The organism is Erwinia persicina, from assembly GCF_019844095.1.
Taxonomy (GTDB): domain Bacteria; phylum Pseudomonadota; class Gammaproteobacteria; order Enterobacterales; family Enterobacteriaceae; genus Erwinia; species Erwinia persicina.
Window position 1 is genome coordinate 4,453,296 of record NZ_CP082141.1, and the last position, 11,942, is coordinate 4,465,237.

The window sequence follows — 11,942 nt, forward strand, 5'->3', positions numbered from 1 at the left end:
CGGGCGTCAACTGACGCCCGCGAAAAAACATTATTGTTATGGGTTAACCGGATCCAGCCAGCCCCATTTGTCTTCCGTCTCACCCGTGAACAGGCCAAAGAAAGCAGACTGAATGCGTTCGGTGACCGGGCCACGTTTGCCTTCGCCCACCTGGATCCCATCAACGCTGCGTACCGGCGTGATCTCCGCAGCAGTACCTGACATAAAGACTTCGTCAGCCAGGTACAGGGACTCGCGCGACAGCACCTGCTCGCGCACTTCAATCCCCATATCCTGCGCCAGTTTGATGATGGCGTCACGCGTAATTCCTGGCAGAGCGGAAGAGGTAAACGGCGGGGTAAACAGGATCCCGTCTTTCACTTCGAACAGGTTTTCACCAGCACCTTCAGAGATGTAGCCCTGTGTATCCAGCGCGATCCCTTCCTGATAACCATGACGGCGCGCTTCGCTACCGACCAGCAGCGAGGACAGATAGTTACCGCCCGCTTTCGCCGCAGTAGGCAGCGTATTCGGAGCGACACGATTCCATGAAGACACCATCGCATCAATACCCTGCTCCAGCGCTTCAGCCCCCAGGTAAGCCCCCCACGGGAAGGCGGCGATGATGATGTCTGTTTCATAACCGTCAGGCGGGTTCACGCCCAGGCCGACGTCACCCACGAACACCAGCGGACGGATGTAGGCACTCTTCAGGTTGTTTTTGCGCAGCGTGGCGCGGCAGGCTTCCATCAACTCATCAACACTCAGGCTGACCGGGAAACGGTAGATTTTTGCAGAGTCACGCAGACGCTGCATATGTTCACGATGGCGGAAGACTACTGGCCCTTTGTGCGAGTCATAGCAGCGTACGCCTTCAAAGACAGACGTGCCGTAGTGCAGTGCATGGGACATTACGCTGACCTTCGCGTCTTCCCATTTCACCATCTCGCCATTGAACCAGATAAAGTCAGCTTTCTTCGTCATTCTCGTTTCCTTGCGCGCTTATGCGCGGATTTGTTGTGTTGTTTGCTGTTGGATCTGAACGCAGGCCACATCCATTAATTTACTCAACTGCGTTGACAGTAAATCGACGGAACGCTGGCTGGCAACGGTCATCTCAATATTAATGTTGTCGGTATTCACCCGCGAGGCCATGTTCATTGAGCACACCTGGAAGCCACGGTGGCGCACGACCCGCAAAATACGTTCCAGTATTTCCGGGCGAAAGCGCGCTTCTATAGACAATTGATGCTGTTTCATGAGGTTTTCTCCATCATATTTTCATTGCTGGCACCCGGCGGTACCAGAGGCCAGACGTTCTCATGTTCATCAATCGCGACATGCAGCATGTAAGGCCCTTCACTGTGCAGCAAAGCATCTAATGCGGCGTCGACCTGATCTTTGCGGGTAATACGCTGGCCGGGAATGCCAAAGGCACTCGCCAGCATGAGAAAGTCCGGGTTATCTGAGAGATTGGTTTCGCTGTAACGCTCCTCAAAAAACAGCTGCTGCCACTGACGTACCATGCCCAGCCGCTGGTTATCCATCAGAACGATTTTCACCGGCAGCTGTTTGCGCTTAACGGTACCCAGTTCCTGTACGTTCATCATGAATGAACCATCGCCGGAAACGCAGATCACGGTGTCATCCGGGCGCGCCACCTGTGCCCCGACGGCTGCAGGCAGGCCGAAGCCCATAGTGCCCAGCCCACTGGAAGTAATGAAATTTTCCGGGCGGTTAAAGCTCATATGCTGGGCGGCCCACATCTGGTGCTGACCCACATCTGTCGTCACCACCGCACTCTGAGGTTTACGGTCTGACAGCTGTTTCAAAAACAGCGGTGCAAAAATCGCCTCTCCCGGATGATCGTAACGCCAGCCGTGATCGGCTTTCAGGGCTTTCACGTCTTCACGCCAGGCAGTGATATCAACCGGCTGATACAGGTCGGGCAGCAGTTTGTTGAGATCGCCCTGCAAACCGACGTGCGCCCGGCGGAGTTTATGCAGCTCTGCCGGGTCAATATCCAGATGGATGACGCTGGCATGCGGCGCAAAGGTATCCAGCTTGCCGGTAACACGGTCATCGAAGCGGGCACCGACGGCGATCAGCAGGTCACACTGTTGGACGGCCAGGTTGGCGGCCTTCGTGCCGTGCATGCCGAGCATGCCCAGATAGCAGGCATCGTCAGCATCGGGCGTACCCAGTCCCTTCAACGTTGCAACCGTTGGAATGCCGGTCTCTCTGGCAAAAGCGCGTAAAGCATGAACCGCATCCGCCATTCCCACGCCGCCGCCGACATACAGGATCGGTTTCTTCGCCTGGGCCAGCAGGCTGCGCGCCTGCTGCAGTTCAACATGGGGATGGGCCATTTCCTGCCCGACCGGCAGCAGATGGGCAACCAGATCGCCGCTGGCTAACTGGATATCTTTAGGAATATCCACCAGAACCGGGCCAGGACGGCCAGATTGTGCAATGGCGAAAGCTTCTGCCATCACCACAGGAAGTTCATCAAGGGACTCTACGAGGAAGCTATGTTTGGTGCAGGCCAGCGACAGACCCAGAACATCAATTTCCTGAAACGCATCCGTTCCCATTACCGCAGAGGAGACCTGCCCGGTGATCGCCACAATCGGCACAGAGTCCAGCATGGCATCAGCAAGTCCGGTGATCAGATTCGTCGCGCCCGGCCCGGAGGTGGCAATACAGACACCCACTTTTCCCGTTGCACGTGCGAAGCCGATAGCAGCCATGGCCGCCCCCTGCTCATGGCGGCACAGTAGATGTTCGACGCCGCCGTCATAGAGCGCGTCATAGACCGGCATGATTGCACCACCCGGGTAGCCGAATACCGTTTCGACACCCTGTGCACGCAAAGCTTGAACCACCCACTGAGCACCATTCATAGTTATTCCCCCGCCTCTCGCTGGGAACAACAGCATTTTATGCTACTGTTCATATTTTGTTCCTCTGTCGTTGATGCCTTGCCAAAAAAAAACCCCCGGACCTTTCGGTGCGGGGGTTCTTTCGAAATCAGGCTTGATTTTTAAGCCTTTCTTTCTCCGAGCGTAGCCCCGCACGGCGTGATAATAATCACGACGACGTTAATAACGACTAGGCTAATGACTCGTAGAAGGGCTTTCATTTGGATTCTTTTAATTCGCTTGTTCGAAGTAATGCCTACAGAGTTATCACAGTTATTAGCTTTAATTCAACTTTTTTCATCATTTTATTTTATGACGTCGGGCGCAGATCTGAAAAAAACTTTTGTTATTCAGTCGATAAGAAAAAAATGAATCTTTTTCATCCGTCACGCAATGTGACCATTTTATTTTCCCTGTCTCCATTTTCGCGCCTGCCCGCAACACAATGTCGCTGACTGTTGAACGAGGTAATCATCTTCAGACATGCTGCACAAATCCCCAATCGGCTTCTCGCCCTCCTGCTTCCTCTATCGCACAGTAGGCACGACAAGGAGAGTTTATGTCGCTATCTGTCGTGTTTACCCGCGCCGCACTGGGCATCCAGGCCCCTCAGGTGTCGGTAGAAGTCCATCTCAGCAATGGTCTGCCGGCGCTTTCGCTGGTCGGACTGCCGGAAACCACGGTGAAAGAGGCCCGCGACCGTGTACGCAGCGCCATTATCAACAGTGGTTTCACTTTCCCGGCAAAGCGGATCACCGTTAATCTCGCCCCCGCCGACCTGCCTAAAGAGGGCGGCAGGTATGATTTGCCCATCGCTATCGCCATCCTTGCCGCCTCAGAGCAGATCCCGGCGGATAAACTCTCAGGCTATGAATTCCTCGGCGAACTGGCGCTGACGGGTGCGCTACGCAGCGTACAGGGCGCTATTCCGGCGGCCGTTGCGGCTCTGGACTGTGGGCGGCAGCTGATTCTCTCTGCGGAAAATCAGAATGATGTTGGATTAATTCAGCATGGGGAGAGCCTGGTAGCCACCTGCCTGCTGGCGGTGTGTACCTTCCTGCACGGCAAAGGGACGCTGGAAGCGGCACAGTGTCAGGAGCCGCCGTCCCCTCCCCTTTCAGGTGATTTAAATGAAATTATTGGTCAGCATCAGGCCAGGCGGGCGCTGGAGGTCACGGCCGCAGGCGGGCATAATCTTTTACTGATCGGCCCGCCGGGAACAGGGAAAACAATGCTGGCATCCCGCCTGTGTGGACTGATGCCACCTCTAAGCGATCGTGAGGCCCTGGAGAGCGCCAGCGTAGCCAGTCTGGTGGGTAGCGGGGAGCTGCACCGTCAGTGGCGTCAGAGGCCGTTTCGCTCCCCTCATCACAGTGCATCGCTCTTTGCGCTGGTCGGTGGTGGATCGCTGCCTAAACCGGGGGAAATTTCACTGGCGCATAACGGCATCCTCTTTCTGGACGAACTCCCGGAATTTGAACGCCGGACGCTGGATGCGTTACGAGAGCCTCTTGAGTCTGGGGAGATCAGTATTTCACGGGCCCGGGCGAAAATAACCTATCCGGCACGCTTCCAGTTAATTGCTGCCATGAACCCCAGCCCGACCGGTCACTATACGGGACAACACAATCGCAGCTCGCCGCGCCAGACGCTACGCTATCTTAGTCGCCTTTCGGGCCCCTTTCTTGACCGCTTCGATCTCTCCCTTGAGGTCCCTTTACTCCCTCCGGGCATGTTGAGTGGTCAGCCGCGTGGCGGCGAGTCCAGTGAAAAAGTACGTGAGCGGGTATTGAGGGCACGAGATCGCCAGCTGGGACGCTGTGGCAAAGTGAATGCGTTAATGAGCAACCACGAAATACAGGCATGCTGTACACTTACGCCAGTGGATGCGGAATGGCTGGAGCAGATACTGGTGCAACTGGGCCTGTCAGTGCGGGCGTGGCAACGTATTTTGAAGGTGGCACGTACGATTGCCGACCTGGCGGGGGACAGCGTAATCAGACGGGAGCATTTGACTGAAGCAATAAGCTATCGGGCCATCGACCGTCTGCTGATTCATCTGCATAACAGCCTCGAATAGCCGGCATGAAAAAGGGGCCGAAGCCCCTTAATCTTAATCGTCACTATCCGTGTAGTCTTCAACCCCTTCCATCTGCGGTTTGCCGCCGGAAAGAGTATGAAAACGCTTAGGACGTTTAATCCGTGTCATGTATTTTGACCAGACTTTTTCTGCCTCAGTTTGCGGCTCACGCACGCCCCGACACACCTCAATGAACAGTCGCTCTTCTTCTGTGCCTGGCTCACGCTTTGCCAGATCCAGCTCGTTAAAAGCGTAACCATAACGCTCAAGAAGTTGGGCTTCTTTGATGGTGAAATCACCGTGACGGGAGAACCCGCGAGGGTAATGTTTGTTATCAAAAAAACGATTCGTTGTTGCGAAGCTTTCCGCCATTTTACACGCTCCTAACTCTTTTATGGCCGTGCTATTTATGGCGCGGAGTATTAGATAGGCTTGACAGAGTGTAAAACAAAACATTTAAATCATAACGACAAATGTTTTTTAGGAGATGGATGTGGATACGGAATTACTGAAAACCTTTCTTGAAGTGAGCAGAACTCGCCACTTTGGACGTGCAGCGGAAGCACTCTATCTCACGCAATCTGCTGTCAGTTTTCGCATCAGACAGCTTGAAAACCAGCTGGGAGTGAGCCTGTTTACCCGCCATCGTAACAACATCAGACTGACGTCTGCCGGGGAGCGCCTGCTGCCCTATGCAGAGAGCCTGATGAGCACGTGGCTGATGGCCAAGAAAGAGGTGGCACACACGCAGCAGCATCATGAGCTGTCGATTGGGGCCAGTGCATCACTATGGGAGGCTTACCTGACACCGTGGCTTCAGACGCTGTATGAGAACCGGGAAAGCCTGCATCTCGAAGCACGCGTGGCCCAGCGCCATTCTCTGGTCAAACAGCTGCATGAGCGTCAGCTTGACCTGCTGGTGACGACAGAGGCCCCTAAAATGGACGAGTTAAGCAGTCAACAAATCGGCCATATCTCCCTGACGCTGTTCCGATCGCGAAAATCGGAGAAAAAAGAGAAATATGACTACATTAAGCTGGAATGGGGCGCTGATTTTCACCAGCATGAAAGCTATCTGGCCGGAGCCGATGATGTTCCCGTACTGACGACGACCTCCGCACATCTGACCCGACAGCTTCTGCATACCACGGGAGCCTGTGCTTTTTTACCGGACGTTTGGGGTAAAGAATACAGCGATCTTTTAGTGATCCCTGATACTGCTGTCGCTTCCAGACCCCTGTATGCGGTGTGGTTACAAAACAGCGATCAGCAGGCACATATCCGTCAATTAATTAAGTTTCCGGTGAATGTCAGAGCGTAATGAGCTGAAATAAACAGCAAAAAAGGCCAGTCTGCTGGTCTTTTTTTATGCTTTTGGCGGAGTAAACGGTGAAAAAGTCAGGAATTTTAGACAAAAAAAATCCTTTGCCGAAGCAAAGGATTGTTTTTATTTGGCAGGGGCGGAGAGACTCGAACTCCCAACACCCGGTTTTGGAGACCGGTGCTCTACCAATTGAACTACGCCCCTAAAAGGGTGGCGGAACGGACGGGGCTCGAACCCGCGACCCCCTGCGTGACAGGCAGGTATTCTAACCAACTGAACTACCGCTCCACCGATTCTGTACTGACTTCAGACTGCGTCTGACTTCAGGTGTTTCGCCCTTACCTTGTCAGGGGTAAGGTCACGACCCGGTTACGGGTCTTAAATTGATGCCTGGCAGTTCCCTACTCTCGCATGGGGAGACCCCACACTACCATCGGCGCTACGGCGTTTCACTTCTGAGTTCGGCATGGGGTCAGGTGGGACCACCGCGCTAAAGCCGCCAGGCAAATTCTTTGTGCTCTGTCCTGTGTCTTTTGTGCTCTGACGGCGTTGCCTGCGCTCGTAAGCTCAGTCACATACTTCTGTATGCTCCTTCTCTCACTTCACTGGCCGCCTTGTCACAGCGCAAAATCCTTCGGACTCAATTCCGGGAACAGGCTGAAAATTGTTTTGCGTCTCTCGAACGCCACGCCAGAACGCTTCTGGCGTTGTAAGGTTAAGCCTCACGGGTCATTAGTACCGGTTAGCTCAACGCATCGCTGCGCTTACACACCCGGCCTATCAACGTCGTAGTCTTCAACGTCCCTTCAGGGGGCTCAGGGCCCCAGGGAGAATTCATCTCGAGGCAAGTTTCGCGCTTAGATGCTTTCAGCGCTTATCTTTTCCGCACTTAGCTACCGGGCAATGCCATTGGCATGACAACCCGAACACCAGCGGTGCGTTCACTCCGGTCCTCTCGTACTAGGAGCAACCCCTCTCAATTCTCCAGCGCCCACGGCAGATAGGGACCGAACTGTCTCACGACGTTCTAAACCCAGCTCGCGTACCACTTTAAACGGCGAACAGCCGTACCCTTGGGACCTACTTCAGCCCCAGGATGTGATGAGCCGACATCGAGGTGCCAAACACCGCCGTCGATATGAACTCTTGGGCGGTATCAGCCTGTTATCCCCGGAGTACCTTTTATCCGTTGAGCGATGGCCCTTCCATTCAGAACCACCGGATCACTATGACCTGCTTTCGCACCTGCTCGAGCCGTCACTCTCGCAGTCAAGCTAGCTTATGCCATTGCACTAACCTCACGATGTCCGACCGTGATTAGCTAACCTTCGTGCTCCTCCGTTACTCTTTAGGAGGAGACCGCCCCAGTCAAACTACCCACCAGACACTGTCCCCACGCCGGATTACGGCGCCAGGTTAGAACATCAAACGTTAAAGGGTGGTATTTCAAGGTTGGCTCCACGCAGACTGGCGTCCACGCTTCAAAGCCTCCCACCTATCCTACACATCAAGGCTCAATGTTCAGTGTCAAGCTGTAGTAAAGGTTCACGGGGTCTTTCCGTCTTGCCGCGGGTACACTGCATCTTCACAGCGAGTTCAATTTCACTGAGTCTCGGGTGGAGACAGCCTGGCCATCATTACGCCATTCGTGCAGGTCGGAACTTACCCGACAAGGAATTTCGCTACCTTAGGACCGTTATAGTTACGGCCGCCGTTTACCGGGGCTTCGATCAAGAGCTTCTCCTTGCGGATAACCCCATCAATTAACCTTCCGGCACCGGGCAGGCGTCACACCGTATACGTCCACTTTCGTGTTTGCACAGTGCTGTGTTTTTAATAAACAGTTGCAGCCAGCTGGTATCTTCGACTGCCTTCAGCTCCGTCCGCGAGGGACTTCACCTGGTGGCAGCGTGCCTTCTCCCGAAGTTACGGCACCATTTTGCCTAGTTCCTTCACCCGAGTTCTCTCAAGCGCCTTGGTATTCTCTACCTGACCACCTGTGTCGGTTTGGGGTACGATTCGATGTTACCTGATGCTTAGAGGCTTTTCCTGGAAGCAGGGCATTTGTTACTTCAGCACCGTAGTGCCTCGTCATCACGCCTCAGCCTTATAGAGTTCCGGATTTGCCTGGAACTCAAGCCTACACGCTTAAACCGGGACAACCGTCGCCCGGCTAACATAGCCTTCTCCGTCCCCCCTTCGCAGTAACACCGAGTACAGGAATATTAACCTGTTTCCCATCGACTACGCCTTTCGGCCTCGCCTTAGGGGTCGACTCACCCTGCCCCGATTAACGTTGGACAGGAACCCTTGGTCTTCCGGCGAGCGGGCTTTTCACCCGCTTTATCGTTACTTATGTCAGCATTCGCACTTCTGATACCTCCAGCAGACCTCACAGTCCACCTTCGACGGCTTACAGAACGCTCCCCTACCCAACAACACTTACGTATCGCTGCCGCAGCTTCGGTGCATGGTTTAGCCCCGTTACATCTTCCGCGCAGGCCGACTCGACCAGTGAGCTATTACGCTTTCTTTAAATGATGGCTGCTTCTAAGCCAACATCCTGGCTGTCTGTGCCTTCCCACATCGTTTCCCACTTAACCATGACTTTGGGACCTTAGCTGGCGGTCTGGGTTGTTTCCCTCTTCACGACGGACGTTAGCACCCGCCGTGTGTCTCCCGTGATAACATTCTTCGGTATTCGCAGTTTGCATCGGGTTGGTAAGCCGGGATGGCCCCCTAGCCGAAACAGTGCTCTACCCCCGAAGATGAGTTCACGAGGCGCTACCTAAATAGCTTTCGGGGAGAACCAGCTATCTCCCGGTTTGATTGGCCTTTCACCCCCAGCCACAAGTCATCCGCTAATTTTTCAACATTAGTCGGTTCGGTCCTCCAGTTAGTGTTACCCAACCTTCAACCTGCCCATGGCTAGATCACCGGGTTTCGGGTCTATACCCTGCAACTTAACGCCCAGTTAAGACTCGGTTTCCCTTCGGCTCCCCTATACGGTTAACCTTGCTACAGAATATAAGTCGCTGACCCATTATACAAAAGGTACGCAGTCACCTAACAAGTAGGCTCCCACTGCTTGTACGTACACGGTTTCAGGTTCTGTTTCACTCCCCTCGCCGGGGTTCTTTTCGCCTTTCCCTCACGGTACTGGTTCACTATCGGTCAGTCAGGAGTATTTAGCCTTGGAGGATGGTCCCCCATATTCAGACAGGATGTCACGTGTCCCGCCCTACTCATCGAACTCACAGCAAGTGCATTTTTGTGTACGGGAGTATCACCCTGTACCCTGCGACTTTCCAGACGCTTCCACTAATGCACAAACTGATTCAGGTTCTGGGCTGTTCCCCGTTCGCTCGCCGCTACTGGGGGAATCTCGGTTGATTTCTTTTCCTCGGGGTACTTAGATGTTTCAGTTCCCCCGGTTCGCCTCATGCCACTATGTATTCATGACATGATAGTGTGACGTATCACACTGGGTTTCCCCATTCGGGTATCGTCGGTTATTGCGGTTCATATCACCTTACCGACGCTTATCGCAGATTAGCACGCCCTTCATCGCCTCTGACTGCCTAGGCATCCACCGTGTACGCTTAGTCGCTTAACCTCACAACCCACAAGCGTCCCATACGGAACACGTGTTGTCGTTGCGAGCATTTGAGAGACTCGAACATATCGTAGATTTCATTCTTATTACGGAGAATGAAAACGACATGTCGTTTCAATTTTCAGCTTGTTCCGGATTGTTAAAGAGCAAATATCTCAAACGTGACTCGTTAAAGTCAGTTTTGAGATACGGTGATAACGACTTTCACTTCGTTACCGGTATGGCGTCCCCAAGGGGATTCGAACCCCTGTTACAGCCGTGAAAGGGCAGTGTCCTGGGCCTCTAGACGATGGGGACTCTGATACTACTATTGCTCGTTACTTCTATCAGACAATCTGTGTGGACACTACGCGGGAAAGTATCTTCAGGTAAGGAGGTGATCCAACCGCAGGTTCCCCTACGGTTACCTTGTTACGACTTCACCCCAGTCATGAATCACAAAGTGGTAAGCGCCCTCCCGAAGGTTAAGCTACCTACTTCTTTTGCAACCCACTCCCATGGTGTGACGGGCGGTGTGTACAAGGCCCGGGAACGTATTCACCGTAGCATTCTGATCTACGATTACTAGCGATTCCGACTTCACGGAGTCGAGTTGCAGACTCCGATCCGGACTACGACGCACTTTATGAGGTCCGCTTGCTCTCGCGAGGTCGCTTCTCTTTGTATGCGCCATTGTAGCACGTGTGTAGCCCTGGCCGTAAGGGCCATGATGACTTGACGTCATCCCCACCTTCCTCCGGTTTATCACCGGCAGTCTCCTTTGAGTTCCCACCATTACGTGCTGGCAACAAAGGATAAGGGTTGCGCTCGTTGCGGGACTTAACCCAACATTTCACAACACGAGCTGACGACAGCCATGCAGCACCTGTCTCACGGTTCCCGAAGGCACTAAGGCATCTCTGCCGAATTCCGTGGATGTCAAGGCCAGGTAAGGTTCTTCGCGTTGCATCGAATTAAACCACATGCTCCACCGCTTGTGCGGGCCCCCGTCAATTCATTTGAGTTTTAACCTTGCGGCCGTACTCCCCAGGCGGTCGACTTAACGCGTTAGCTCCGGAAGCCACGCCTCAAGGGCACAACCTCCAAGTCGACATCGTTTACGGCGTGGACTACCAGGGTATCTAATCCTGTTTGCTCCCCACGCTTTCGCACCTGAGCGTCAGTCTTTGTCCAGGGGGCCGCCTTCGCCACCGGTATTCCTCCAGATCTCTACGCATTTCACCGCTACACCTGGAATTCTACCCCCCTCTACAAGACTCTAGCCTGCCAGTTTCGAATGCAGTTCCCAGGTTGAGCCCGGGGATTTCACATCCGACTTGACAGACCGCCTGCGTGCGCTTTACGCCCAGTAATTCCGATTAACGCTTGCACCCTCCGTATTACCGCGGCTGCTGGCACGGAGTTAGCCGGTGCTTCTTCTGCGGGTAACGTCAATCGACGAAGTTATTAACTTCATCGCCTTCCTCCCCACTGAAAGTACTTTACAACCCGAAGGCCTTCTTCATACACGCGGCATGGCTGCATCAGGCTTGCGCCCATTGTGCAATATTCCCCACTGCTGCCTCCCGTAGGAGTCTGGACCGTGTCTCAGTTCCAGTGTGGCTGGTCATCCTCTCAGACCAGCTAGGGATCGTCGCCTAGGTGAGCCATTACCCCACCTACTAGCTAATCCCATCTGGGCACATCCGATGGTGTGAGGCCCGAAGGTCCCCCACTTTGGTCCGAAGACGTTATGCGGTATTAGCTACCGTTTCCAGTAGTTATCCCCCTCCATCGGGCAGTTTCCCAGACATTACTCACCCGTCCGCCACTCGTCACCCGAGAGCAAGCTCTCTGTGCTACCGTTCGACTTGCATGTGTTAGGCCTGCCGCCAGCGTTCAATCTGAGCCATGATCAAACTCTTCAATTAAAAGTTCGATTTGCTGCAACAAGTGCAGCGATGCTCAAGTGTAAAACGTCATAATGAATTTCATTATGTGTTCACTCTTAAGACTTGATATTTTTTGTCACCCGGAGGTGAC

General features: G+C 53.8%; 7 protein-coding genes, 3 tRNA genes and 3 rRNA genes. 2 read left to right on the forward strand and 11 right to left on the reverse strand.

Annotated features, from left to right (window positions below; translation table 11 throughout):
• Nucleotides 1-36 precede the first annotated feature (36 nt).
• The 4 genes from K6L24_RS20560 to ilvL form a co-directional block, all read right to left on the reverse strand.
• A complete protein-coding gene (locus K6L24_RS20560; protein ID WP_222681794.1) occupies nucleotides 37-963 on the reverse strand; it encodes a branched-chain amino acid transaminase in 927 nt (308 codons plus the stop codon).
• An 18-nt stretch (nucleotides 964-981) separates the two neighbouring features.
• The gene (ilvM, locus tag K6L24_RS20565) at nucleotides 982-1,239 is read right to left on the reverse strand and encodes an acetolactate synthase 2 small subunit (RefSeq protein ID WP_062749113.1); all 258 of its coding nucleotides are present in this window, start codon (nucleotides 1,237-1,239) and stop codon (nucleotides 982-984) included.
• On the reverse strand, nucleotides 1,236-2,882 hold the full coding sequence (gene ilvG, locus K6L24_RS20570) for an acetolactate synthase 2 catalytic subunit (RefSeq protein WP_137270081.1): 1,647 nt from the start codon (nucleotides 2,880-2,882) through the stop codon (nucleotides 1,236-1,238). Before ilvG ends, ilvM begins: the two co-directional genes overlap by 4 nt.
• Nucleotides 2,883-3,022: 140 nt before the next feature.
• Nucleotides 3,023-3,121 (reverse strand): ilv operon leader peptide, encoded by a 99-nt coding sequence (gene ilvL / locus K6L24_RS20575; protein WP_072277511.1) that lies wholly within the window; start codon nucleotides 3,119-3,121, stop codon nucleotides 3,023-3,025.
• Nucleotides 3,122-3,459: 338 nt separating this feature from the next.
• On the opposite strand from ilvL, the gene K6L24_RS20580 reads away from it, so the two are divergent.
• The gene (locus K6L24_RS20580; RefSeq protein ID WP_062749117.1) at nucleotides 3,460-4,980 is read left to right on the forward strand and encodes a YifB family Mg chelatase-like AAA ATPase; all 1,521 of its coding nucleotides are present in this window, start codon (nucleotides 3,460-3,462) and stop codon (nucleotides 4,978-4,980) included.
• 33 nt (nucleotides 4,981-5,013) lie between these two features.
• On the opposite strand, the gene K6L24_RS20585 is transcribed toward K6L24_RS20580, so the two are convergent.
• Nucleotides 5,014-5,352, reverse strand: a complete 339-nt coding sequence (locus K6L24_RS20585) for a MaoP family protein (RefSeq protein ID WP_062749119.1) — start codon at nucleotides 5,350-5,352, stop codon at nucleotides 5,014-5,016.
• A gap of 121 nt (nucleotides 5,353-5,473) precedes the next feature.
• Between K6L24_RS20585 and hdfR the strand changes: the two genes are divergently transcribed.
• Nucleotides 5,474-6,301, forward strand: a complete 828-nt coding sequence (gene hdfR, locus K6L24_RS20590; RefSeq protein WP_062749121.1) for an HTH-type transcriptional regulator HdfR — start codon at nucleotides 5,474-5,476, stop codon at nucleotides 6,299-6,301.
• A gap of 131 nt (nucleotides 6,302-6,432) precedes the next feature.
• Here hdfR and K6L24_RS20595 read toward each other — a convergent pair.
• The 6 genes from K6L24_RS20595 to K6L24_RS20620 all read right to left on the reverse strand — a co-directional run bounded on the left by K6L24_RS20595 (nucleotide 6,433) and on the right by K6L24_RS20620 (nucleotide 11,830).
• A tRNA-Trp gene (locus K6L24_RS20595) sits at nucleotides 6,433-6,508 on the reverse strand.
• 7 nt (nucleotides 6,509-6,515) lie between these two features.
• Nucleotides 6,516-6,592, reverse strand: a tRNA-Asp gene (locus K6L24_RS20600).
• 100 nt (nucleotides 6,593-6,692) lie between these two features.
• A 5S ribosomal RNA gene (gene rrf, locus K6L24_RS20605) occupies nucleotides 6,693-6,808 on the reverse strand.
• A 207-nt stretch (nucleotides 6,809-7,015) separates the two neighbouring features.
• A 23S ribosomal RNA gene (locus K6L24_RS20610) occupies nucleotides 7,016-9,920 on the reverse strand.
• A 221-nt stretch (nucleotides 9,921-10,141) separates the two neighbouring features.
• A tRNA-Glu gene (locus tag K6L24_RS20615) sits at nucleotides 10,142-10,217 on the reverse strand.
• Between the two features lie 72 nt (nucleotides 10,218-10,289).
• Nucleotides 10,290-11,830, reverse strand: a 16S ribosomal RNA gene (locus K6L24_RS20620).
• Together the 16S, 23S and 5S rRNA genes with 3 tRNA genes alongside form the textbook arrangement of a ribosomal RNA operon.
• Between the last annotated feature and the right edge of the window lie 112 nt (nucleotides 11,831-11,942).